At 54.9% G+C, this 23,571-nt stretch carries 21 protein-coding genes and 1 other RNA gene; 14 read left to right on the top strand and 8 right to left on the bottom strand.

The features are described from left to right. Positions 1 to 581 precede the first annotated feature (581 nt). From rnpB to garP, 5 genes are all read right to left on the bottom strand, one after another. Positions 582 to 960, bottom strand: an RNA gene (rnpB, locus tag ABLV30_RS19885) — RNase P RNA component class A. Between the two features lie 32 nt (positions 961 to 992). Further along, positions 993 to 2,138, bottom strand: a complete 1,146-nt coding sequence (garK, locus tag ABLV30_RS19880; RefSeq protein WP_025108329.1) for a glycerate 2-kinase — start codon at positions 2,136 to 2,138, stop codon at positions 993 to 995. A 65-nt stretch (positions 2,139 to 2,203) separates the two neighbouring features. Further along, positions 2,204 to 3,094 carry a 2-hydroxy-3-oxopropionate reductase gene (gene garR, locus ABLV30_RS19875; protein WP_004105999.1) on the bottom strand — a complete coding sequence of 297 codons (891 nt, stop codon included), beginning with the start codon at positions 3,092 to 3,094 and terminating at the stop codon, positions 2,204 to 2,206. Between the two features lie 28 nt (positions 3,095 to 3,122). Then, a complete protein-coding gene (gene garL / locus ABLV30_RS19870) occupies positions 3,123 to 3,893 on the bottom strand; it encodes a 2-dehydro-3-deoxyglucarate aldolase (RefSeq protein WP_186006444.1) in 771 nt (256 codons plus the stop codon). A 28-nt stretch (positions 3,894 to 3,921) separates the two neighbouring features. Further along, positions 3,922 to 5,256, bottom strand: a complete 1,335-nt coding sequence (gene garP, locus ABLV30_RS19865) for a galactarate/glucarate/glycerate transporter GarP (RefSeq protein ID WP_032751391.1) — start codon at positions 5,254 to 5,256, stop codon at positions 3,922 to 3,924. Between the two features lie 518 nt (positions 5,257 to 5,774). Between garP and garD the strand changes: the two genes are divergently transcribed. Continuing rightward, entirely contained in the window at positions 5,775 to 7,346 is a 1,572-nt protein-coding gene (gene garD, locus ABLV30_RS19860) for a galactarate dehydratase (RefSeq protein ID WP_348865646.1), read from the top strand. Positions 7,347 to 7,406: 60 nt separating this feature from the next. Here the strand turns inward: garD and ABLV30_RS19855 are convergent, their stop codons facing one another. Further along, complete coding sequence (locus ABLV30_RS19855) at positions 7,407 to 8,216, bottom strand: DeoR family transcriptional regulator (RefSeq protein WP_064358301.1); 810 nt, start codon at positions 8,214 to 8,216, stop codon at positions 7,407 to 7,409. A 250-nt stretch (positions 8,217 to 8,466) separates the two neighbouring features. On the opposite strand from ABLV30_RS19855, the gene kbaZ reads away from it, so the two are divergent. From kbaZ to ABLV30_RS19810, 9 genes are all read left to right on the top strand, one after another. After that, positions 8,467 to 9,768 carry a tagatose-bisphosphate aldolase subunit KbaZ gene (gene kbaZ, locus ABLV30_RS19850; RefSeq protein WP_038423717.1) on the top strand — a complete coding sequence of 434 codons (1,302 nt, stop codon included), beginning with the start codon at positions 8,467 to 8,469 and terminating at the stop codon, positions 9,766 to 9,768. Positions 9,769 to 9,780: 12 nt separating this feature from the next. Continuing rightward, on the top strand, positions 9,781 to 10,254 hold the full coding sequence (agaV, locus tag ABLV30_RS19845; RefSeq protein ID WP_025108323.1) for a PTS N-acetylgalactosamine transporter subunit IIB: 474 nt from the start codon (positions 9,781 to 9,783) through the stop codon (positions 10,252 to 10,254). 10 nt (positions 10,255 to 10,264) lie between these two features. Further along, entirely contained in the window at positions 10,265 to 11,044 is a 780-nt protein-coding gene (gene agaW / locus ABLV30_RS19840; protein ID WP_009651887.1) for a PTS N-acetylgalactosamine transporter subunit IIC, read from the top strand. Beyond that, a complete protein-coding gene (agaE, locus tag ABLV30_RS19835) occupies positions 11,034 to 11,912 on the top strand; it encodes a PTS N-acetylgalactosamine transporter subunit IID (RefSeq protein WP_348865645.1) in 879 nt (292 codons plus the stop codon). The genes agaW and agaE overlap by 11 nt, the downstream gene beginning before the upstream one ends. Before the next feature lie 17 nt (positions 11,913 to 11,929). Continuing rightward, on the top strand, positions 11,930 to 12,364 hold the full coding sequence (gene agaF, locus ABLV30_RS19830) for a PTS galactosamine/N-acetylgalactosamine transporter subunit IIA (protein ID WP_004125557.1): 435 nt from the start codon (positions 11,930 to 11,932) through the stop codon (positions 12,362 to 12,364). Then, the gene (nagA, locus tag ABLV30_RS19825) at positions 12,361 to 13,494 is read left to right on the top strand and encodes an N-acetylglucosamine-6-phosphate deacetylase (protein ID WP_265801054.1); all 1,134 of its coding nucleotides are present in this window, start codon (positions 12,361 to 12,363) and stop codon (positions 13,492 to 13,494) included. Before agaF ends, nagA begins: the two co-directional genes overlap by 4 nt. 304 nt (positions 13,495 to 13,798) lie before the next feature. Beyond that, a complete protein-coding gene (locus ABLV30_RS19820; protein ID WP_025108320.1) occupies positions 13,799 to 14,953 on the top strand; it encodes an SIS domain-containing protein in 1,155 nt (384 codons plus the stop codon). Between the two features lie 12 nt (positions 14,954 to 14,965). Further along, complete coding sequence (kbaY, locus tag ABLV30_RS19815; RefSeq protein WP_134898695.1) at positions 14,966 to 15,838, top strand: tagatose-bisphosphate aldolase subunit KbaY; 873 nt, start codon at positions 14,966 to 14,968, stop codon at positions 15,836 to 15,838. Positions 15,839 to 15,937: 99 nt separating this feature from the next. Then, positions 15,938 to 17,827, top strand: coding sequence for an enterotoxin (locus ABLV30_RS19810; RefSeq protein ID WP_025108319.1), 1,890 nt, complete (start codon positions 15,938 to 15,940; stop codon positions 17,825 to 17,827). Between the two features lie 34 nt (positions 17,828 to 17,861). Here the strand turns inward: ABLV30_RS19810 and rsmI are convergent, their stop codons facing one another. Next, entirely contained in the window at positions 17,862 to 18,722 is an 861-nt protein-coding gene (rsmI, locus tag ABLV30_RS19805) for a 16S rRNA (cytidine(1402)-2'-O)-methyltransferase (RefSeq protein WP_134898697.1), read from the bottom strand. 63 nt (positions 18,723 to 18,785) lie between these two features. Here rsmI and ABLV30_RS19800 point away from each other — a divergent pair, with 63 nt between their 5' ends. Genes ABLV30_RS19800 through dolP form a run of 4 tightly spaced genes read left to right on the top strand, consistent with a single transcriptional unit; the run spans position 18,786 to position 22,409 of the window. Then, positions 18,786 to 20,867, top strand: coding sequence for a penicillin-binding protein activator (locus tag ABLV30_RS19800; RefSeq protein WP_265801051.1), 2,082 nt, complete (start codon positions 18,786 to 18,788; stop codon positions 20,865 to 20,867). Beyond that, entirely contained in the window at positions 20,825 to 21,211 is a 387-nt protein-coding gene (locus ABLV30_RS19795; protein WP_014226966.1) for a YraN family protein, read from the top strand. Before ABLV30_RS19800 ends, ABLV30_RS19795 begins: the two co-directional genes overlap by 43 nt. Before the next feature lie 22 nt (positions 21,212 to 21,233). Then, complete coding sequence (gene diaA, locus ABLV30_RS19790; RefSeq protein ID WP_002918211.1) at positions 21,234 to 21,824, top strand: DnaA initiator-associating protein DiaA; 591 nt, start codon at positions 21,234 to 21,236, stop codon at positions 21,822 to 21,824. A 9-nt stretch (positions 21,825 to 21,833) separates the two neighbouring features. After that, positions 21,834 to 22,409: a division/outer membrane stress-associated lipid-binding lipoprotein gene (gene dolP / locus ABLV30_RS19785; RefSeq protein ID WP_004125578.1), complete on the top strand. Its 576-nt coding sequence runs from the start codon at positions 21,834 to 21,836 to the stop codon at positions 22,407 to 22,409. Between the two features lie 107 nt (positions 22,410 to 22,516). On the opposite strand, the gene ABLV30_RS19780 is transcribed toward dolP, so the two are convergent. After that, positions 22,517 to 23,557, bottom strand: a complete 1,041-nt coding sequence (locus tag ABLV30_RS19780) for a permease (RefSeq protein WP_032720217.1) — start codon at positions 23,555 to 23,557, stop codon at positions 22,517 to 22,519. Positions 23,558 to 23,571 lie beyond the last annotated feature (14 nt).

Here is a 23,571-nt window from a genome sequence, read left to right as displayed (position 1 = left end):
TGTCCTGTGTTTCAACCCGCCATATGAAGCAAAAACCCCCGCCATCGCTGGCAGGAGTTTTGTAGAAAGTTGAAGCTGAACGTTAAGCCGCTTTCTTTTAGGTATAGCGTCGTGGACAGTCATTCATCTGTCCTGTGTTTCAACCCGCCATATGAAGCAAAAACCCCCGCCATCGCTGGCAGGAGTTTTGTAGAAAGTTGAAGCTGAACGTTAAGCCGCTTTCTTTTAGGTATAGCGTCGTGGACAGTCATTCATCTGTCCTGTGTTTCAACCCGCCATATGAAGCAAAAACCCCCGCCATCGCTGGCAGGGGTTTTGTAGAAAGTTGAAGCTGACCGTTAAGCCGCTTTCTTTTGGGTACAGCGTCGTGGACAGTCATTCATCTGTCCTGTGTTTTAAACTGCCGTATGAAGCAAAAACCCTCGCCATTTCTGACGAGGGTTTTCTTTGAATGAGGAAGCTGACCGTTAAGCCGCTTTCTTTTGGGTATAGCGTCGTGGACAGTCATTCATCTGCCCTCTGTTTCAACCTTTAGCCGAAAACAAAAACCCCCGCCATTTCTGACGAGGGTTTTCTTTGAATGAGGAAGCTGACCGTTAAGCCGGGTTCTGTCGTGGACAGTCATTCATCTAGGCCAGCAATCGCTCACTGGCTCAAGCAGCCTACCCGGGTTCAGTACGGGCCGTACCTTATGAACCCCTATTTGGCCTTGCTCCGGGTGGAGTTTACCGTGCCGCGAACTGTTACCAGACGCGCGGTGCGCTCTTACCGCACCCTTTCACCCTTACCTGATCCCACTTACGTGGGCCATCGGCGGTTTGCTCTCTGTTGCACTGGTCGTGGGCTTGCGCCCCCCAGGCGTTACCTGGCACCCTGCCCTATGGAGCCCGGACTTTCCTCCCCTCCGCCCGTCTCCCCCGAAGAGGACGACGACGAAGCGGCGACTGTCTGGTCAGCTTCGGCGCGAAGTATAGAGGGTTTACCGACGGTTGTCATCCTTCCGTCGCCATCCCAACCTGCAATGTCGCCGCAATATTACGCGACGCATGATAAATATTGTCCGCTGCGCCGCGAAACGCCTCTTCGAGCGTCGTTACGCTGGTCAGCACGCTAAACACCGCATCAATCCCATACTGGTGAACCACGCCCACGTCCCGGGTCAGACTACCGGCAATGCCAATTACCGGCTTATGATACTTTTTCGCCACGTTCGCCACGCCAACCGGCACTTTACCGTTAATACTCTGGCTATCCAGCCGGCCTTCACCGGTCACCACCAGCGAACAATCGAGGATATGCTCTTCCAGATTCAGCGCCTGGGTCACGATTTCAATCCCGCTGCGTAATTCAGCGTTCAGGAACGCCATCAGCGCTGCGCCCATGCCGCCCGCCGCGCCCGCGCCGGCAACCTGCTTCACATCGACATGCAGATCGGCCTTAATAACGTCCGCATAGTGCGCCAGGTTGCTGTCAAGCTCGCGGATCATCGCTTCGGTAGCCCCTTTCTGCGGACCAAATATCCTTGATGCGCCAGTATCGCCAGTCAGCGGATTGGTGACATCGCAGGCGACCCGAATAGCGCAATCATGCAGTCGCGCGTCAAGACCGGAGAGATCTATCGAATTGAGGCTACACAGACTACCGCCGCCGTTGCCAATCTCCGCGCCATTGGCATCGCAGAGACGCGCGCCCAGCGCCTGAACCATCCCCGCGCCGCCGTCATTGGTGGCGCTGCCGCCAATGCCAATGATGATATTTTTCGCCCCATGATCCAGCGCCTGCAAAATCAGCTCGCCGGTACCGCGCGACGTCGTCAATAGCGGGTTACGCTGAGCGGGCGGAACCAGCCCCAGCCCGCTGGCCGCAGCCATTTCGATAAACGCGGTTTTGCCGTCTCCGGAAAGCCCCCAGCAGGCATTAACCGGAACACCCAGCGGCCCCGTCACGCAGGCGCTCATTTCGGTTCCCTGCGTCGCGGCAATCATCGCCTCAACGGTACCTTCTCCGCCATCGGCGAGAGGAACCTTCACGTAGAGCGCATCGGGGAAAATTTCCCGAAAACCTTTTTCTATAGCCTGAGCAACCTCGGTGGCCGAGAGGCTTTCTTTATAAGAGTCTGGGGCGATTACGATTTTCATAGTTATGTAGCCTGACAGTGCCGCGCAAGGCAAGAATTACAGGGCGCGCATCCGCGCCCTTCTTGTTAGCGAGTGACTTCCACTTTCGCCAGTTTTTCGTAGTAGCATGCAAGCGCGCTGTGGTCGGCGGTACCCAAACCGTCGGCGCGCAGCGCCTGCATCATCTCCATCACCGCGGCGGTCAGCGGCAGCTGGGCGCCCACGCCGTGAGAAGTGTCCAGCGCATTCGCCAGATCTTTGATATGCAGATCGATACGGAAACCCGGCTTGAAGTTGCGGTCCATCACCATTGGCGCTTTGGCATCCAGTACGGTACTTCCGGCCAGCCCACCGCGGATCGCCTGATATACCAGATCCGGGTTCACACCCGCTTTGGTCGCCAGCGTCAGCGCTTCGGACATCGCCGCAATGTTCAGCGCCACGATCACCTGGTTGGCCAGCTTGGTCACGTTGCCCGCGCCGATCTCGCCGGTATGCACCACCGAACCCGCCATCGCTTTCAGCAGATCGTAATATTTGTCAAAAATCGCTTTATCACCGCCCACCATCACCGACAGCGTACCGTCGATGGCCTTCGGTTCGCCGCCGCTGACCGGCGCATCCAGCATATCGACGCCTTTCGCTTTCAGCGCTTCGCTGATTTCGCGGCTCGCCAGCGGCGCGATGGAGCTCATATCGATCAGCACGGTGCCCGGCTTCGCGCCTTCAATAATGCCGCCTTCGCCCAGCGCTACCTCTTTCACGTGCGGGGAGTTCGGCAGCATGGTGATGATCACATCGCACTGCTCGGCAATCGCTTTCGCTGACGCGGCGGTTTCTGCGCCTGCGGCAATCACTTCGGCAATCGCTTCCGGGTTACGGTCAGCAACCACCAACGAGTAACCTGCCTTGAGGAGGTTTTTACTCATTGGTTTACCCATGATACCGAGGCCAATAAAACCAACTTTCATTGTCATGTCTTTATCTCTCTAGTTTCGGTGGTGGTTATTTCTTAAAGGAGTCAGCCAGCTTCTGCGTGGCAGAACGGAAAACGCCCAGGTCGCTGCCGACGGCAACAAAGGTCGCGCCCCATTCCAGATAGCGGCGCGCGTCGGCTTCAACCGGCGCCAGAATGCCGCTCGGCTTACCGTGCTTTTTCGCGCTGGCAAAAATGTGCTGAATAGCTTTCTGCACTTCCGGATGGGAAGCATTGCCCAGATGGCCCAGCGCAGCGGCCAGATCGCTTGGGCCGACAAAAATACCGTCAACGCCCGGCGTGGCGGCTATCGCATCAACGTTATCCACGCCCTGCTGGCTCTCAATTTGCACGAGAATGGTGATGTTGTTGTTCGACTGCGCGAAGTAATCCGGCACGGTGCCAAACATATTGGCGCGGTGCGAGACGGATACACCGCGAATGCCTTCTGGCGGATAGCGGGTTGAGGCGACGGCGTTAACCGCCTGCTCTTTCGTTTCGACAAACGGAATCAGGAAGTTATAAAAACCGATATCCAGCAGACGCTTAATAATCACCGGCTCGTTGGTCGGTACGCGAACGACCGGCGCACTGGCGCTGCCTTTCAGCGCCATCAGCTGCGGGATAAAGGTTGAGATGTCGTTCGGCGCATGTTCGCCGTCCAGTACCAGCCAGTCGAAACCTGCCAGACCTAAAACTTCGGTGCTAATCGGGCTCGCCAGCGCGGACCAGCAGCCAATCTGAACCTGATGCGCCGCCAGGGCCGCCTTAAATTTGTTCGGGAAGATATCGTTGTTCATCGTTTATACCTTGTCACTTAACCGTTAATTATTTCTGCAGTTCCATGCGTTTGATGTCGCCAACCACAAACAGATAGCAAACCATCGCCATCAGGGCCGAGCATCCGACGAAGACCAGCGCTGCGTTGAATGAGTGCAGCTCGCTCACCAGGTAACCGATAACCAGCGGGGTTACGATGGAAGCGACGTTACCAAATACGTTAAAGACGCCGCCGCACAGGCCGACAATCTCTTTCGGCGCGGTATCGGAAATCACCGGCCAGCCCAGCGCGCCGAACCCTTTACCGAAGAAAGCCAGCGCCATCAGGGTCACCACCAGCGCGGTGTTATCGGTGTAGTTACACAGAATGATGGTGGAAGCCAGCAGCATTCCGAGGACGATCGGCAGCTTACGCGCCACGGTGATGGAAAAACCGCGTTTAATCAGATAGTCGGAGAACACCCCGCCCAGCACGCCGCCGGCAAAACCGCACAGCGCCGGAATCGATGCGACCAGACCCACTTTCAGAATCGACATGCCCTTTTCCTGCACCAGATAAATCGGGAACCAGGTGAGGAAGAACCAGGTGATGGTATTGATAAAATATTGGCCGAAGAACACGCCCAGCATCATGCGGTTGGTCAACAGCTGCTTGATATAGTGCAGTTTAGGTCCGCTGGTCGCCGCGCTGCCGGGCTTTTTATGGTCCATATCAACGACGGCGCCGTTCTCGGAGATAAACTTAAGCTCCTCCTGCGTCATGCGCGGATGGTCGGTGGGGTTATGGATCAGTTTTACCCACAGGCCGGTCAGCACAAAGCCAATCACGCCCATGACGGTGAAGACATGCTCCCAACCCCAGGCGAAGGTCAGCCAGCCCAGCAGCGGCGAGAACAGCGCCAGGGAGAAATACTGCGCGGAGTTAAAGATCGCCGATGCGGTCCCGCGCTCTTTCGTCGGAAACCACGCCGCGACGATACGGGCGTTTGCCGGGAAAGATGGCGCTTCAGAGAAACCCAGCATAAAGCGCATAAAAAACATTGAGATACCCGCCCACGCCAGTGGAAACATATCCACAAAGCCTTGCAGGAAGGTAAACAGCGACCAGAAGAACAGGCTGTAAGAGTATACTTTCTTCGAGCCAAATTTATCGAGCAGCCAGCCGCCGGGGATCTGCATCAGCAGGTAGGCCCAGCCGAAAGCGGAGAAAATATAGCCCATCGAGACCGCGCTCAGCTGCAGCTCTTTCGCCACCTCTGTACCGGCGATCGAGAGCGTCGCCCGGTCGGCATAGTTAACGGCGGTAACAATGAAAATGATCAACAGAATTAAATATCGAGTTGGCACTTCCCTTTTCTGTTCTATCGTTGCATCCAGACTCATCTAATATTCCTCAGGTACAACACACCTTCCATTATTTATTTTGGTGTGATTCTTTATTATTCAGAAATCAATATCAGAAGGTATCGATTTACTTATCCGGCGCATTGCAAGCATGACTCAGTATAATCAGCTTGCGAGCGTTAAACACTGTGCATATAACCTGTAAATGGCGTTTAATTATCGTTATTGTTGTGCAAATGCAATAATCAGTGGGCGCTGTTCCACAGTTCCAGCGATTTCCCTCTTTAACGTATTCGCCCGCGCAGCAATGGGTGATTTAGATCACATTTTCAGATTCAAACACCTGACATTCTCTATTTCACAAATCTGCACATCAGAAATTGAATATACCCTAAATATTTCGAGTTGCATGAAGGCGGCAGCGCAGGGAATCCCCATGAGCTTACTAAAGTAAGTGACTGGGGTGAGCGAGGAAAGCCAGCGCACATGCAGCTTGAAATATGACGGATATAAACGTTTTATTTTATTATTCGCACCTTGCTGGAGAATACTGGACAATGGCTGATATTGAAATTAGACAAGAATCGCCAACGGCGTTTTATATAAAAGTACACGAAACGGATAACGTGGCGATTATTGTTAACGATCGAGGTTTAAAGGCAGGAACGCGTTTCCCTGACGGGCTCACGCTCGTTGAACATATCCCGCAAGGCCATAAAGTCGCGCTGGTCGATATTCCCGTCCACGGTGAAATCATCCGCTATGGCGAAGTGATTGGCTATGCGGTACGCGATATTCCGCAGGGCAGCTGGATTGACGAATCGCTGGTCGAACTACCGAAAGCGCCGCCGCTGCATACCCTACCGCTGGCGACCAAAGTCCCGGCGCCGCTGCCGCCGCTGGAAGGCTATACCTTCGAAGGCTATCGCAACGCCGACGGTAGCGTGGGCACCAAAAACCTGCTCGGCATTAGCACCAGCGTGCACTGCGTGGCGGGCGTCGTCGATTATGTGGTGAAAATTATCGAACGCGATCTGCTGCCGAAGTATCCCAACGTCGATGGCGTTGTGGGTCTGAACCACCTGTATGGCTGCGGCGTGGCGATTAACGCTCCGGCGGCGGTCGTCCCGATCCGCACCATTCATAACCTGGCGCTCAATCCAAACTTCGGCGGCGAAGTGATGGTGATTGGCCTTGGCTGCGAAAAACTGCAGCCGGAGCGCCTGCTGGAAGGCACCGACGATGTGAAAAGCATCCCCGTGGATAGCGCCAGCATCGTCAGCCTGCAGGATGAGAAGCACGTCGGTTTTAAATCAATGGTGGATGACATTCTGCAGGTCGCCGAGCGTCACCTGGAGAAGCTGAACCAGCGCCAGCGTGAAACCTGCCCGGCCTCCGAGCTGGTTGTCGGTATGCAGTGCGGCGGCAGCGATGCGTTTTCTGGCGTCACCGCCAACCCGGCGGTGGGCTACGCATCCGATCTGCTGGTGCGCTGCGGGGCGACCGTTATGTTCTCGGAAGTCACCGAAGTGCGCGATGCGATCCATTTGCTGACGCCGCGCGCCATCAACGAAGAAGTCGGAAAACGCCTGCTGGAGGAGATGGCCTGGTACGATAACTATCTCGATATGGGCAAAACCGACCGCAGCGCCAACCCCTCCCCGGGCAACAAGAAAGGCGGCCTGGCGAACGTCGTCGAGAAAGCGCTGGGCTCTATCGCTAAATCCGGGAAGAGCGCGATTGCCGAAGTGCTCTCTCCGGGGCAGCGCCCGACCAAACGCGGGCTGATTTACGCCGCGACGCCGGCGAGCGACTTTGTCTGCGGTACTCAGCAGGTGGCTTCCGGGATCACGGTGCAGGTCTTTACTACCGGTCGCGGTACGCCGTACAGCCTGGTCGCCGTGCCGGTCATAAAAATGGCGACGCGTACCGAGCTGGCAAACCGCTGGTATGACTTAATGGATATCAACGCGGGAACCATCGCCACCGGAGAAGAAACCATCGAAGAGGTAGGGCTGAAGCTGTTTGAATTTATTCTTGATGTCGCCAGCGGCCGCAAGAAGACCTTCTCGGATCAGTGGGGATTGCACAATCAGCTGGCGGTGTTTAACCCGGCGCCGGTGACGTGATAATCCTTAGCAGAAAAGCCGGGCGGCGGTGAATGAGCATCGCCCCCGGCGTATCAATATTTACGCATTCACCAGAATGACTTCAACGCCGCTCTTACGCAGCCCCTCCAGGCTTTCTGGCGGGATACCATCATCAACGATGATGGTATCGATCCGCTGAGTGTCGACGATCTTATGCAAGCTGGAACGGTTGAATTTTGTCGAGTCGGTGACCACGATAATGCGCTCCGCAACCTCACACATCCGACGATTTAGTCTGGCCTCATCTTCATTATGGGTGCTGACGCCCCGCTCCAGATCGATCGCATCAACACCGAGAAACAGCATATCGAAGTGGTAATTTTGCAACGACTGTTCTGCCTGGTCGCCATAGAACGAAAGCGATTGACGGCGCAAGTGCCCACCGGTCATCAACAGCTCAACACCATCCGCTTCAAGTAATGCATTAGCAACATTCATACCGTTGGTCATAGCAATAACGTCAGTATGCTCGCGCAGCAGACGGGCGATCTCATATGTCGTGGTACCGGAATCGAGAATAACGCGATGCCCCGGCCCGATCAGCGCAATAGCAGCTCCGGCGATACGCCGTTTTATCGCCGTATTCAGCGAGCTTTTATCCTCAACAGAAGGCTCTCCGCCGGGGATATTACTGTCGCAAATCAGTGCACCACCATAAGCCCGAACGGCGATCCCCTGCTTTTCTAGAAACGCAAGATCGTTACGGATCGTCACCGTAGAAACGCCGAACAATTCAGAAAGATCGTTCACCTGCACGCTTCCATGCTGCCGCAACCGCTGGATGATCTGCTCCCGTCTTTCGCTGGTACCGGGTACCCGCTTATCTGCAGAATGGTCTGTGTTGCTCATAAGAAATCCTTTAACTAATTCTTTCGTTTTATTTCGTTTTCCTTATTAACGCCTTTCTTTTACCCGAATGCAAGCCCCGCGATAGGTATCTCAGCCCATAAACTCGCCGCAAAACACTTTCATTATGTTTCTTTTGTGAAACAGATCGGAAAACTATTATCTTTCGTTTTATTTTTATAACACCATGATGCAGTATAAAATGAAACAAAACGAAAGATAATTATCATAACCATCCAACCTGGAGAAGAAAGTGAAACATCTGACGACTATGGTGGAACAGCATAAACGGGGGAAAGCAAACGGTATATATGCCGTTTGTTCGGCGCATCCACTAGTTCTGGAGTCTGCAATACGCTACGCACATGCTAACCGAACTCCTCTGCTGATCGAGGCAACCTCCAATCAGGTTGATCAGTTTGGCGGTTATACGGGAATGACCCCAGCTGATTTTCGCCACTTTGTCTGCCAACTGGCCAACTCGCTTGATTTCCCCGAAGAGCAGTTAATTCTGGGCGGCGACCATCTCGGCCCAAATCGTTGGCAGCATCTGCCAGCAGAGCAGGCGATGGCCAATGCTGACGGTTTGATCAAAAGCTACGTGGCTTCTGGATTTAAAAAAATCCATCTTGATTGCAGCATGTCCTGTCAGGGCGATCCGGTTCCGCTAACCGATGCTATCGTCGCTGAACGTGCTGCACGTCTGGCAAAGATTGCCGAGGAAACCTGCGTGGAGCAGTTCGGCGAATCGGATCTCGTCTACGTCATTGGCACCGAAGTGCCTGTACCAGGCGGTGCCCACGAAACATTAGCCGAGCTAGAGGTCACTACACCCGATGCGGCACGCGCCACGCTGAAAGCCCATCGCCATGCGTTTGAAAAACTGGGTCTGGATACCATCTGGTCCCGCATCATTGCCCTGGTTGTGCAACCCGGCGTCGAGTTCGATCATACGCACATCATAGATTACCAACCGCAAAAAGCCGTCGCTCTGAGCAAAATGGTTGAAGCTTACGACACGTTGGTATTCGAAGCACACTCCACGGATTACCAGACGCCGCAATCTTTGCGCCAGCTAGTGAAAGATCACTTCGCCATTCTGAAAGTTGGTCCGGCGTTGACTTTCGCCCTGCGCGAAGCGCTGTTCTCGCTAGCAGCCATTGAGGAGGAGCTGTTGCCGGCCAAAGCCTGCTCTGGCCTGCGTCACGTACTTGAGAGCGTAATGCTAGATCGCCCGGAATACTGGCAAAGCCACTATCACGGCGATGGCAACGCACGTCGTCTGGCCCGCGGCTACAGCTATTCCGATCGCGTTCGTTATTACTGGCCGGACAGCCAGATTGATGACGCATTCGAAAGATTGGTTCGCAATCTGGCGGGTGAGCCAATCCCGCTACCGCTTATCAGCCAATATTTACCTTTGCAGTACGTAAAAGTACGCGAGGGAGATCTCAGTGCCACGCCGCGGGAACTCATCATGAGCCACATTCAGGACATACTGCAGCAGTACCATGCCGCCTGTCAGGGCGTTACTTCCATAACGGATAACAACTAAGAGGAAAACGCTATGCCAAATATCGTACTGAGTCGTATTGACGAAAGACTCATCCATGGCCAGGTAGGCGTACAGTGGGTCGGATTTGCGGGGGCAAATCTGGTACTGGTCGCTAATGATGAAGTCGCTGAAGACACCGTGCAGCAGAATCTGATGGAAATGGTTTTGGCCGAAGGGATTGCCGTACGTTTCTGGTCGCTGCAAAAAACGATCGATAACATTCACCGCGCCGCCGACCGGCAGAAAATTTTACTGGTATGCAGAACACCGACTGATTTTCTCAAGCTGGTCGAAGGCGGTGTGCCCGTCACACGCATCAATGTGGGAAACATGCATTACGCCGAAGGTAAAAAACAAATTGCCAAAACGGTTTCTGTCGACGCGAACGATATCAGCGCCTTTAACGGTCTGAAAGCGGCCGGAGTGGAATGCTTCGTTCAGGGTGTCCCGACAGAACCTGCTTTGGATCTCTTTAAACTACTTTGAGGGATTCACAATGGAAATTAGTCTGTTGCAGGCTTTTGCATTAGGTATTCTCGCCTTTATTGCCGGCCTCGATATGTTCAACGGTTTAACACACATGCACCGTCCAGTGGTACTTGGGCCGCTGGTTGGTCTGATTCTGGGCGATCTGCATACCGGTATTTTAACCGGCGGCACGCTGGAACTGGTGTGGATGGGTCTGGCGCCGCTGGCTGGCGCTCAGCCGCCTAACGTCATTATTGGCACTATCGTGGGAACAACTTTTGCCATAACCACCGGCGTGAAACCTGACGTGGCTGTAGGGGTCGCCGTACCGTTTGCCGTCGCTGTACAAATGGGCATTACCTTCCTGTTCTCCGTCATGTCCGGCGTGATGTCCCGCTGCGATCGCATGGCCGCAAATGCCGATACAGCAGGTATTGAACGGGTTAACTATCTGGCGCTGCTGGCGCTAGGCATTTTCTACTTCCTTTGCGCTTTCCTGCCAATTTACTTCGGAGCGGAACACGCGAAAACCGCCATCGATGTGCTGCCCGAACGTCTGATTGACGGCCTGGGCGTTGCAGGCGGCATCATGCCCGCTATCGGCTTTGCCGTACTGCTAAAAATCATGCTGAAAAACGTCTATATCCCTTATTTCATCATAGGTTTCGTTGCCGCGGCCTGGCTCAAGCTTCCGGTCCTGGCTATCGCCGCGGCCGCGCTGGCAATGGCGCTGATCGATCTGCTGCGTAAATCTCCCGAACCGACTAAACCAGCGGCACAGAAAGAGGAATTCGAAGATGGCATCTAACCAACATACCTTGTCGAATACGACTGAAAATGAAGAAACGCTGCTCACCGGGGTGAATGAAAACGTCTATGAAGATCAGAATATTGGCGCCGATCTCACTAAAAAAGACATTAACCGCGTGGCCTGGCGTTCCATGCTGCTGCAGGCTTCTTTTAACTATGAGCGTATGCAGGCATCTGGTTGGCTATACGGTCTGCTACCCGCGTTGAAAAAGATCCATACCAACAAACGCGATTTGGCCCGAGCCATGAAAGGCCATATGGGATTCTTTAATACCCATCCTTTCCTGGTGACGTTTGTTATTGGCATCATTCTGGCAATGGAACGCTCCAAGCAGGATGTCAACAGCATCCAAAGCACCAAAATCGCCGTTGGCGCACCGCTCGGTGGGATTGGCGATGCCATGTTCTGGTTGACGCTGTTGCCGATCTGCGGCGGGACAGGAGCCAGCCTGGCGCTGCAAGGCTCTATCCTTGGCGCCATAGTCTTTATCGTGTTGTTTAACGTCGTCCATCTCGGTCTACGCTTTGGTCTGGCGCACTATGCATATCGAATGGGCGTCGCAGCAATTCCGCTTATCAAAGCGAACACAAAGAAAGTGGGTCATGCGGCGTCAATCGTTGGGATGACGGTCATTGGGGCGCTGGTAGCAACCTATGTTCGCCTGAATACGACGCTCGAAATCAAGGCCGGCGATGCGGTGGTTAAACTGCAGGCCGACGTTATTGATAAATTGATGCCCGCATTTTTGCCGCTGGTCTATACCCTGACCATGTACTGGCTGGTACGCAGAGGCTGGAGTCCGCTGCGCCTTATTGGCATCACCGTGGTTCTGGGCGTCGTCGGTAAATTCTGTCACTTCCTGTAAAGCAAAAGAGGTCAGAGATGTTAGGTATCATTTTGACGGGGCATGGCGGATTTGCCAGCGGCATGGAAAAAGCGATGAAACAGATCCTCGGCGAGCAGTCTCACTTTATCGCTATCGATTTTCCTGAGACTTCCACCACCGCGCTGCTTACCTCGCAGCTTGAGCAGGCTGTTGGAGAACTGGACGGCGAGGAAGGCCTCATATTCCTGACCGACCTGCTCGGCGGGACGCCATTCCGCGTTGCATCAACACTGGCGATGCAAAAAACCGGCCGTGAAGTGATTACCGGCACCAACCTGCAGCTACTGCTGGAAATGGTGCTGGATCGCGATGAACTCAGCGGCGAGGCGTTTCGCATACAGGCCCTGGAGTGCGGGCACCGTGGCTTGACCAGTCTGGTGGACGAGCTAGGACGCTGTCGCGAAGAGAGCACCGCCGAGGAAGGGATATGACACAAATTCTGCGCGCCAGACGTCTGCTGACGGAACAAGGCTGGCTGGACGATCATCAACTGCGTATTGAAGAGGGTGTCATTACGGCAATAGAGCCTATCTCCATGGGAACCATGCTCCGTGATGCTGAGCTACTCGCTCCCGCTTACATCGATACTCACGTCCACGGTGGCGCCGGGGTCGATGTGATGGACGATGCTCCGGATGTACTTGATAAACTAGCCATGCACAAAGCACGTGAAGGGGTTGCCGGCTGGCTCCCCACCACCGTTACGGCTCCGTTAGAGACGATACACCGAGTGCTGGCGCGTATAGCGCAACGCTGCTATTCCGGAGGTCCCGGAGCGCAGGTGCTGGGAAGCTATCTGGAAGGTCCTTATTTTACGCCGCAGAACAAAGGCGCTCATCCTGCGGAATGGTTCCGCGAACTGGATCTCGCAGAACTGGATGAAATGATAGCCATTTCTCGCGATACCCTGCGCGTGGTTGCGCTGGCACCGGAAAAAACCGGAGCACTTCAGGCGATTAACCATCTGAAGCATCGAGGTCTGCGGGTAATGTTGGGGCATAGCGCGGCGACCTGCGAGCAAACCCGGAGCGCTTTTGATGCCGGTGCGGGCGGGCTGGTGCATTGCTATAACGGTATGACGGGATTACACCATAGGGAACCGGGCATGGTTGGCGCAGGGTTAACCGACGCACGTGCATGGCTGGAACTTATCGCCGACGGACACCACGTTCACCCCACTGCCATGAAGCTATGCTGCAGCTGCGCGCAAGACCGGATAGTACTAATTACCGATGCGATGCAGGCCGCGGGAATGCCTGACGGGAGCTATACCTTATGCGGCCAAAAGGTAGAGATGCGTGGTGGTATTGTGCGGACCGCTTCCGGTAGTCTGGCGGGCAGTACGCTTTCGGTAGATGCGGCGGTTCGTAATATGGTCGAACTCACCGGTATTTCCCCTGAGAATGCTATCCATATGGCTTCACTACATCCAGCCCGTCTGCTGGGAATCGACCATCAGTTAGGTTCGCTAAAGGCCGGTAAACGCGCCAGCGCCATCGCCCTCAACGGTGGACTGCATTTACAAGGGATATGGATTCAGGGCCAGGTTTTCCCTCTATAGCCCTTCATTAAACGTCATAGTGGCCTTCGACTTACGATCGCAAGGCCTTTACTTTCTTTTCCTTTCGTAAAACAAAACTCTCACGTTGCTTTCATGGGATTTATTATCCATTTATCAATTACATATATAAAACCCCCGCTCCCTCGATCACAAATTTCGTTTTATTTCATTTTGCATCATTGAACTTTCGATTTCTTTCCTATAAATTTTAATCAATCGATCACATGAACAAGTGAAACAAAACGAAAGATAGCGACAATTTGCCAGCGTCTGATGTGGAGTTCACAAGATAAGGACTTACGTTATGTCAGAAATTTATACCCCTGCTGCCGCGGCGACCGGAACCTGGACAGAAGAAGAGATCCGTCAGCAGCCTGTCTGTTGGATGCACTCACTGAAAAACATCGACAATATTCGTCCGGCGATCGACAACTTTCTCACGCCACTGCTGCATAAAAACGATCTGCGGATCATCCTGACCGGAGCTGGCACTTCGGCATTTATCGGCGAAATCATCGCTCCATGGCTTGCTAATCACAGCGCAAAAAACATTAGCGCGGTACCAACTACCGATCTGGTTACCAATCCGATGGATTACCTGAACCCGGCGCATCCGCTACTGCTGGTCTCCTTCGCCCGTTCCGGCAACAGCCCGGAGAGCGTAGCCGCCGTTGAGCTGGCAAACCAGTTCGTCCCGGAGTGCTATCACCTTTCAATTACCTGCAACGAAGCGGGTAGCCTTTATCAAAACGCTCTTGAGAACGGGAACGCCTTTGCGCTATTGATGCCAGCAGAAACGCACGATCGCGGCTTTGCGATGACCAGCAGTATTACCACAATGATGGCCAGCTGCCTGGCGGCCTTTGCGCCAGAAGTTATTAACAGCCAGACATTCCGCGATGTGGCCGATCGCTGCCACGCAATACTGACCTCACTCGGCGATTTCAGCCACGGCGTATTTGGCAGCGAGCCCTGGAAGCGGATCGTTTATCTCGGCAGCGGTGGGTTACAGGGCGCTGCGCGTGAATCGGCGTTAAAGGTCCTGGAGCTAACGGCGGGTAAGCTGGCAGCGTTCTATGACTCACCGACCGGTTTCCGCCATGGACCAAAATCACTGGTCGATAACGAAACGCTGGTTGTGGTGTATATATCTAGCCACCCCTACACCCGCCAATACGATCTCGACCTGCTGGCAGAACTACGGCGCGATCGGCAGGCCATGCGTGTGGTGGCCATCGCCGCGGAGAGCGATGCCGTTATTGAAGCTGGCCCACATATCCTTCTGCCGCCAGCGCGTCACTTCGTTGATGTAGAACTGGCCTTCTGCTTCCTGATGTACGCCCAGGTATTCGCCCTTACGCAGTCGATCGCCGTAGGAAATACGCCGGATACCCCCTCCGCCAGCGGCACGGTTAACCGCGTAGTGCAGGGCGTCGTTATTCATCCATGGCTGGCTTAAGAGGATCCGATCATGAGCATTATTTCTACCAAGTATCTCCTGCAGGATGCCCAGGCAAAAGGCTACGCGGTACCCGCGTTCAACATCCATAACGCCGAAACGATCCAGGCGATTCTGGAAGTGTGCAGCGAAATGCAATCACCCGTGATCCTCGCCGGAACCCCGGGTACTTTTAAGCATATTGCGCTGGAGGAGATCTACGCGCTATGCCGCGCCTACTCCACCAGTTTCGGCATTCCGCTGGCTCTGCATCTCGATCACCATGAATCGCTGGAAGATATTCGCCGGAAAGTGGACGCAGGCGTACGCAGCGCCATGATCGACGGCAGCCACTTCCCGTTTGAAGAGAATGTGAAACTGGTAAAATCGGTGGTGGATTTTTGCCATGCCCGCGACTGTAGCGTAGAAGCTGAACTCGGACGCCTGGGTGGAGTAGAAGACGACATGAGTGTGGATGCGGAAAGCGCGTTTTTGACCGATCCGCAGGAAGCCAAACGTTTTATTGAGCTAACGGGCGTAGATAGCCTGGCCGTAGCGATTGGTACGGCTCATGGCCTTTACACCAAAAAACCCAAAATCGACTTCCAGCGTCTGGCGGAAATCCGTGAAGTGGTGGATATTCCGCTGGTACTCCATGGCGCAAGCGATGTGCCTGATGAGTATGTTCGCCGCACCATCGAACTGGGTGTGTGCAAAGTCAATGTCGCTACTGAACTGAAAATCGCCTTTGCTGCTGCGGTGAAAAAATGGTTTGCCGAAAATCCGCAAGGTAACGATCCGCGTTATTACATGCGCGTTGGCATGAACGCGATGAAAGAGGTGGTACGCAGTAAGATCGCCGTATGCGGGTCGGCCAACTGCCTTTTACAAATCGCCGAAGCCTGAGTGTAGCCAGCCCCCAGCACCTCCCCCTTACCAAAGCGTTAACCCAATGGAGGCTAACGCTGCTTACCTCTGAAAAAAACGAAAACAAGGACTTTTCTCATGAAAAAAACGCTCAATGTTTCGTTACTGGCTCTGCTTATTTCCAACGGGGCTTTCGCCGCCCAATATGCACTGGATAGCGAATACCTTGCCGTTTCATTTAACGATGCGAATTCTGTGATGGCGCTTAAAGACGTTAAATCACAGCATCAGCTTTCACCCGAAGAGCTTTTCTTTCTTACTCTTCCGGATGAAACGGTCATTCACGCCGCTGACTTTAAAATAAAGCATGTGGATAAGAAAGATAACACCATTATCATTGATTATGCTCATCCGGATTTTAACGTCGAGGTAAAACTGAATCTGGTTAAAGATAAATACGCCAGCATTGATTATACGATTACCGCCCTCGGGAAGGCACAAGAGGTCTCGAAAATCACGTTTTTTCCCACCAGAAAACAGTCACAAGCCCCGTGGGTAGAAGGTTCAATAAATAGCTCACCGATTATTGCTGATTCATTTTTTATATTGCCGAATAAACCTGTAGTGAACACCTGGGCTTATGAAGCAACCACCAATCTTAATGTTGAACTAAAAACACCTTTACAGCCAGGCACCGCCGTTAGCTATACCACCTGGTTCGGTACATTCCCGGAAATCAATCAGCTACGCCGAAGCGTCAACCAGTTTATCGATGCGGTTCGCCCGCGGCCCTATAAGCCCTATCTGCACTACAACAGCTGGATGGATATTGGATTCTTTACCACCTATACCGAACCCGAAGTTCTACAGCGTATGGATGAATGGAATAAGGAATTCATTACCGGACGCGGTGTAATGCTGGATGCCTTCCTGTTAGATGATGGCTGGGATGATCGGACCGGAAGATGGTTATTTGGCCCGGCTTTTAGCAACGGATTCAGTAAGGTAAGAGAAAAAGCCGATAGCTTGCATAGTTCAATCGGACTCTGGCTTTCTCCCTGGGGCGGATATAACAAGCCGCGGGATATTCGCGTATCCCATGCTAAAGAATATGGCTTCGAAACCGTCGATGGAAAATTTGCGCTCTCCGGCCCTAAATATTTTAAAAACTTTAATGCACAGGTTATTAATCTAATTAAAAAAGAGCATATCACTTCATTTAAACTGGATGGTATGGGGAACGCAAATTCACATATTAAAGGTAGTGAGTTCGCATCTGACTTCGATGCGTCAATTGCCCTACTTCATAATATGCGTAGCGCCAACCCAAATCAGTTTATTAATTTAACCACCGGGACCAACGCCAGCCCCTCATGGCTTTTCTATGCTGACGCTATCTGGCGTCAGGGTGATGACATTAATCTCTACGGTCCCGGCACGCCAGTACAGCAATGGATGACTTATCGGGATGCAGAAACCTGGCGCTCTATCGTACGAAAAGGTCCGCTATTTCCACTTAACTCACTGATGTACCACGGCATAGTTAGCGCTGAAAACGCCTATTACGGGCTTGAGAAGGTACAAACGGATAGCGACTTTGCCGATCAAGTATGGAGCTATTTCGCTACCGGTACCCAGCTACAAGAGCTTTACATCACACCGTCCATGCTCAATAAAGCGAAATGGGATGTCCTGGCGCAGGCGGCAAAATGGTCCCGCGCTAACGCCGATATATTAGTCGATACCCACTGGGTGGGCGGCGATCCTACTGCGCTGGAAGTGTATGGTTGGGCATCCTGGAGCAAAGAAAAAGCTATCCTGGGGATACGTAACCCATCGGATAAACCGCAGCAATACTACCTCGACCTGACGAAAGCATTTGAGCTTCCGCATGGGGCAACCTCAAACTTCACGTTAAGAAGCATCTACGGGAGCAATTCGACATTCCCTGATAAATACCAGGCCCCAATTGTCGTCACGTTGCAGCCATTACAGATGCTTGTATTCGAAGCAACCCCCGCTAAATAAGGTATTGGCCCGGGCAATCGCCCGGGCATTCTGCTTACCCCTGCTGCTCCAGGGCATACTTATACAGGGCGTTTTTCTTCACGCTGTGGATTTCCGCAGCCAGCGCGGCGGCTTTTTTCAGCGGCAGCTCAGCCTGCAGCAGGGCCAGCGTACGCAGCGCTACCGCCGGCAGCGCCTCTTCCTGCGCTTTAAAACCTTCTACGATCAGCACCATCTCGCCTTTACGGCGATTTTCGTCCTCTTTCACCCATGCCAGCAGCTCGCCGATCGGCGCTCCGTGAATCGATTCCCAGGTTTTGGTCAGCTCCCGCGCCAGCACCACGTAGCGAGACTCGCCCAATACCGTGCAGATATCTTCCAGGCTTTCCAGCAGGCGGTGGGTCGACTCATAAAAAATAATCGTCCGCGGCTCTTCTTCCAGCGCCTTCAGCGTGTCACGACGCCCTTTGGATTTGGCAGGCAAAAAGCCTTCATAGCAGAAGCGATCCGAAGGCAGACCCGCCGCGCTCAGCGCCGCAATCGCCGCACAGGGGCCGGGCAGAGGCACCACGCGAATATTAGCTTCACGGCAGGTGCGCACCAGATGATAGCCGGGATCGTTAATCAGCGGCGTTCCGGCGTCGGAAACCAGCGCGATGTTTTGCCCCGCTTTAAGCTTCGCCACCAGCGTTTCCGCCTTTTGCTGCTCGTTGTGGTCATGAAGCGCGAATAAACGGGCGTTGATCGCAAAATGCTGCAGCAGCAAACCGGTATGGCGGGTATCTTCCGCTGCAACTAAATCAACGGCTTGCAACACTTCCAGCGCGCGTTGCGTGATATCAGACAGATTCCCTATCGGAGTGGGCACAATATAGAGCTGTCCCTGAGAATTATCTGCTGATTCGTGTTGTTTCATTGTCTCGTCCGTATTGCCGAATTAATATTGAGCATTGAGCCAAAAAAATATCACTGGACACATATGGTACCGTCAACATTTCTTCGTTCTAAACCCGTGCGTTGTCTGCCCGTACTGCTGGCCGCGCTGATCTTTGCCGGCTGCGGTACCCATACTCCGGATCAAAGTACGGCGTATTTGCAGGGTACGGCTCAGGCAGACTCCAGTTACTATCTGCAACAGATGCAGCAAAGCACGAATGATAGCAAGACCAACTGGCAATTACTCGCCATTCGTGCACTGCTGAAGGAAGGTAAGAAACCGCAGGCGATCGACCTGTTCAACCAGCTACCGTCTAATCTCAACGGTGCGCAAAGCCGCGAAAGGTCGCTGCTGGCGGTGGAAGTGAAGCTGGCGCAGAACGATTTCCAGGGCGCGCAGACGCTGCTCAGCAAGCTCGACCCGGCAAGCCTTGAGGAGAACCAACTGCCCCGCTACTGGCAGGCGCAAATTGACGCCAGCCAGGGTCAACCCTCGCTGAACCTGCTGCGGGCCCTGATTGCCCAACAGTCGCTGTTAAGCCTGCCTGCGCAAAAGCAGAAAAACATCGACGCGACCTGGAAAGCGCTCACCGCCATGACCAAAGATCAGGCCAACGCGCTGGTCATTAACGCCGATGAGAACGTCCTGCAGGGCTGGCTGGATCTGCAGCGCATGTGGTTTGATAACCGCAGCGATCCGACGATGCTCAAGGCGGGAGTGAAAGACTGGCAGACTCGCTACCCGCAAAATCCGGGGGCGAAAATGCTGCCGACGCAGCTAGTGAATATGCAGAACTACCAGGCCGCATCGACCAATAAAATCGCCCTGCTGCTGCCGTTAAACGGCCAGGCGGCGATTTTTGGCCGCACGATCCAGCAGGGCTTTGAAGCGGCGAAGAACGGCGCGCCTGCCGTTGCAGGAAGCGCAGTACCCGCCCAGGTCGCCCAGGCGGCGAACGTTGCCGAAAGCGCCGTAGTCAGCCCATCGCAGGCGGAGGTCACCGATCTGACGACCACCAATAACGCTCAGACCCCGGTACAGGCGCCAGCGGCCGACCAGGCGCAAACCGCGGCGCCGGTCACCGCGCCGGCGGCAGTACAAGCCCCGACGCCGGAGGCCACCAGCCAGCCGGCGGAAACGCCGCAGGCTCAGGCAGTCGCCGCAACGCCAGCCAACCCTTCCGCAGAACTGAAAATCTACGACACCACCGCTCAGCCAATGAGCCAGCTGCTGGCCCAAGTGCAGCAGGATGGCGCGACCATCGTCGTCGGTCCGCTGCTGAAAGATAATGTCGAAGATGTCATCAAGAGCAATACCTCGCTGAACGTGCTGGCGCTCAATCAGCCGGAAAAAGTCGAAAGCCGGGCCAATATCTGCTATTTCGCCCTCTCGCCGGAAGACGAAGCCCGCGACGCGGCGCATCACATTCACGATCAGGGCAAACAGACTCCGCTGCTGCTGGTGCCTCGCGGCGCCCTGGGCGATCGGGTGGTTACCGCCTTCGCCAACGAGTGGCTGAAGCTGGGGGGCGGTACCGTCCTGCAACAGCGCCTGGGCTCCACCGCCGAGCTGCGCGGCAGCGTCAACAGCGGTATTTCGCTAAGCGGTACGCCGGTCTCAACCCTGCCGTCAGCGCAAGACAGCGCCCTGGGTAGCCCGAGCGATGTGCCGGTCAGCAGCACCGGCGGCGTCGACGCCGCGTATATCCTGGCCACGCCGGAACAAATCGCTTACATCAAACCGATGATCGCCCTGCGTAACGGCAGCCAGAGCGGCGTGACGCTCTACGCCAGCTCCCGCAGCGCCCAGGGGACTTCCGGACCGGACTTCCGTCTGGAGATGGAAGGTCTGCAATATAGCGAGATCCCGATGCTGGCGGGAAGTAACCCTGCCCTGCAGCAGCAGGCGCTGGCCGCCGTTCGTAACGACTACTCGCTGGCGCGCCTGTACGCCATGGGCGCCGACGCCTGGTCCCTTGCCAACCATTTCTCGCAGATGCGCCAGGTTCCCGGCTTTGAGCTGAACGGCAATACCGGCGATCTCACGGCCACGCAGGATTGCGTGATCAACAGGAAACTGTCATGGCTCAAATACCAGGGTGGGCAAATCGTCGCGGCCAACTAAGTAAACAGACCGGCGATGCCTGGGAAACCCAGGCGCGCCGCTGGCTGGAGAGCCAGGGTCTGCGTTTTATCGCCGCCAACGTCCGCGAGCGCGGCGGCGAGATAGACCTCATCATGCGCGACGGCAGCGTCACCGTCTTTGTCGAAGTACGCTATCGTCGCAGCGCAAACTACGGCGATGCCGCCTCCAGCGTGACGCCGCAAAAGCAACAAAGACTGCTCAAAGCCGCGCGTCTGTGGCTCTGCCGACAGAATGGGAGCTTTGAGACTGTGGATTGCCGTTTCGATGTGGTAGCCTTCACCGGAAACGACATCCAATGGCTAAAAAACGCCTTTGGCGAATAGCGTAAACGAATTAAGGGATCCCGTGCTCGACAGAATCAAAGCCTGCTTCACCGAAAGCATTCAAACCCAAATTGCAGCAGCGGAAGCACTCCCGGACGCCATCTCCCGTGCGGCGATGACGCTCGTTCAGTCGCTGCTGAACGGCAACAAAATCCTCTGTTGTGGTAATGGCACTTCCGCCGCCAACGCACAGCATTTTGCTGCCAGTATGATTAACCGTTTTGAAACAGAGCGTCCTGGTTTACCCGCCATTGCACTAAATACCGATAATGTGGTCTTAACCGCAATTGCCAACGATCGCCTGCATGACGAAATCTATGCTAAGCAGGTGCGAGCGTTGGGACACGCCGGCGACGTGCTGCTGGCGATTTCTACGCGCGGCAACAGCCGGGACATCGTGAAAGCCGTGGAAGCGGCGGTCACCCGCGATATGACTATCGTGGCGTTAACCGGTTATGACGGCGGTGAACTGGCTGGCCTGTTAGGGCAGCAGGACGTCGAAATCCGCATTCCGTCGCATCGCAGCGCGCGAATTCAGGAAATGCACATGCTCACCGTCAACTGTCTGTGCGATTTGATCGATAACACGCTTTTTCCACACCAGGACGATTAAGGAGAACACATGAAGGCTCTCTCGCCCCTCGCCATTCTGCTGTCTGCGCTACTGCTTCAGGGATGCGTTGCTGCCGCGGTAGTCGGAACGGCAGCAGTCGGCACTAAAGCCGCGACGGACCCGCGTACGGTAGGTACTCAGGTGGACGACAGCACGCTGGAGCTGCGCGTTAACAGCGCGCTGTCGAAAGATGAACAAATTAAGAAACAGGCCCGCATCAACGTGACCGCCTACCAGGGCAAAGTTCTGCTGACCGGGCAATCCCCAACGTCCGATCTCTCCGCACGCGCGAAGCAAATCGCTATGGGCGTAGAAGGTACGACGGAGGTGTTTAACGAAGTGCGTCAGGGCCAGCCGATCGGCTTAGGAACCGCGTCTTCGGATACCTGGATCACCACCAAAGTCCGCTCCCAGCTGCTGGGTACCGACCAGGTGAAATCCTCCAACGTGAAGGTGACAACCGAAAACGGTGAAGTGTTCCTGATGGGTCTGGTCACCGACCGTGAAGGACGCGCGGCGGCGGATATCGCCAGCCGGGTGAGCGGCGTGTCTCGCGTCACCACCGCCTTTACCTATATCAAGTAAGCGTCTCTGCCTCCCGGCCTGCGCTACGCTGAGCCGGGCTACGGGTTCACCGTTGGCTGTGGGCCGGTAGCCCGGACAGGCGCGCAGCGCCGCCTCCGGGAAGATCATCAGAGTAAAGCAACGCCCCCAACCACCGCGCCGCACAGCGCCACCAGCCCACCGGTCAGCCACAGCGCCTTCGCCGGGAACGCTTTACGCAGCATAATCAGTGACGGTACGCTAACAGCAGGCAGCGTAATCAGCAGCGCCAGCGCGGGCGCCATGCCCATTCCTGCCAGCATCATGGTCTGCACAATCGGGATCTCCGCCGCCGTCGGTATCACAAACAGGCAGCCGGCAATCGCCATGGCAATCACCCAGAACAGCGTATTCTCCACCACGCCATCGGCGTGAGGGAATAACCACACCCGCGCGGCGCCCAGCACCAGTACCGCCAGAATATAAACCGGGATGGTATTCCAGAACAGCGTCCACAGCGCGCGCAGCCAGCGGCTGAAGAAGCCGTCCTGCCCCGTTGTGACCGACATTTCAGGCACGGGAACCGGCTGCGTCGCCGCTTCTTTCACCCATTTCTGAACCAGCGTGGCGACCACCAGTACGGTCGCCAGTCCGGCCAGCAGGCGAATCAGCGCAAACTGCCAGCCCAGCACGAAGCCCATAAACACCAGCGTCGCCGGGTTGAGCAGCGGATTGCCCAGCCAGAATGCCAGCGCGCCGCCCATGGATACCTGCTGTTTACGCATTCCCGCAGCCACCGGCGCGGCGCAGCAGGTGCACATCATCCCCGGCAGAGAGAATGCGGTCCCCAGCAGCGTACCGCGAAAACGCGATTGCCCTAACGTGCGCCGCAGCCAGTCACGCGGGATCAGCACCTGAATGAGCGATCCCAGCAGCACGCCTAATACCGCCGCTTTCCATACCGCCAGGAAATAGACCAGCGCGTAATCCCAGGCCGCAGCGAAAGGATTCGCATCGCTATTTGCAAGAATGGATTTGCCGATACTGTGCGTCTCAGCGGCGGTAAAGGCTTTGCCGTAATAGGGCTGCCATTTAACGAACCACAGACCAACGATAACGACGAGAAAAAACAGCGCGGGCTTCCACCATTGAAACGGTGCTGCCGCCTGAGATGAAGACTGACCAGCCATAGCATTCCCCAGGG

It is taken from the genome of Klebsiella sp. CN_Kp113, assembly GCF_040064585.1.
GTDB lineage: Bacteria > Pseudomonadota > Gammaproteobacteria > Enterobacterales > Enterobacteriaceae > Klebsiella > Klebsiella michiganensis.
The sequence above is the reverse complement of the archived record's forward strand: the minus strand, read 5'-3'. Positions and strand labels throughout refer to the sequence as shown.

Excerpts from the sequence above, each read along its gene's own strand:
- garK (WP_025108329.1), bottom strand. The coding sequence starts at position 2,138 with ATGAAAATCGTAATCGCCCCAGACTCTTATAAAGAAAGCCTCTCGGCC.
- garR (WP_004105999.1), bottom strand. The coding sequence starts at position 3,094 with ATGACAATGAAAGTTGGTTTTATTGGCCTCGGTATCATGGGTAAACCA.
- garL (WP_186006444.1), bottom strand. The coding sequence starts at position 3,893 with ATGAACAACGATATCTTCCCGAACAAATTTAAGGCGGCCCTGGCGGCG.
- garP (WP_032751391.1), bottom strand. The coding sequence starts at position 5,256 with ATGAGTCTGGATGCAACGATAGAACAGAAAAGGGAAGTGCCAACTCGA.
- garD (WP_348865646.1), top strand. The coding sequence starts at position 5,775 with ATGGCTGATATTGAAATTAGACAAGAATCGCCAACGGCGTTTTATATA.
- ABLV30_RS19855 (WP_064358301.1), bottom strand. The coding sequence starts at position 8,216 with ATGAGCAACACAGACCATTCTGCAGATAAGCGGGTACCCGGTACCAGC.
- agaV (WP_025108323.1), top strand. The coding sequence starts at position 9,781 with ATGCCAAATATCGTACTGAGTCGTATTGACGAAAGACTCATCCATGGC.
- agaW (WP_009651887.1), top strand. The coding sequence starts at position 10,265 with ATGGAAATTAGTCTGTTGCAGGCTTTTGCATTAGGTATTCTCGCCTTT.
- agaE (WP_348865645.1), top strand. The coding sequence starts at position 11,034 with ATGGCATCTAACCAACATACCTTGTCGAATACGACTGAAAATGAAGAA.
- agaF (WP_004125557.1), top strand. The coding sequence starts at position 11,930 with ATGTTAGGTATCATTTTGACGGGGCATGGCGGATTTGCCAGCGGCATG.
- nagA (WP_265801054.1), top strand. The coding sequence starts at position 12,361 with ATGACACAAATTCTGCGCGCCAGACGTCTGCTGACGGAACAAGGCTGG.
- ABLV30_RS19820 (WP_025108320.1), top strand. The coding sequence starts at position 13,799 with ATGTCAGAAATTTATACCCCTGCTGCCGCGGCGACCGGAACCTGGACA.
- kbaY (WP_134898695.1), top strand. The coding sequence starts at position 14,966 with ATGAGCATTATTTCTACCAAGTATCTCCTGCAGGATGCCCAGGCAAAA.
- ABLV30_RS19810 (WP_025108319.1), top strand. The coding sequence starts at position 15,938 with ATGAAAAAAACGCTCAATGTTTCGTTACTGGCTCTGCTTATTTCCAAC.
- rsmI (WP_134898697.1), bottom strand. The coding sequence starts at position 18,722 with ATGAAACAACACGAATCAGCAGATAATTCTCAGGGACAGCTCTATATT.
- ABLV30_RS19800 (WP_265801051.1), top strand. The coding sequence starts at position 18,786 with ATGGTACCGTCAACATTTCTTCGTTCTAAACCCGTGCGTTGTCTGCCC.
- ABLV30_RS19795 (WP_014226966.1), top strand. The coding sequence starts at position 20,825 with ATGGCTCAAATACCAGGGTGGGCAAATCGTCGCGGCCAACTAAGTAAA.
- dolP (WP_004125578.1), top strand. The coding sequence starts at position 21,834 with ATGAAGGCTCTCTCGCCCCTCGCCATTCTGCTGTCTGCGCTACTGCTT.
- ABLV30_RS19780 (WP_032720217.1), bottom strand. The coding sequence starts at position 23,557 with ATGGCTGGTCAGTCTTCATCTCAGGCGGCAGCACCGTTTCAATGGTGG.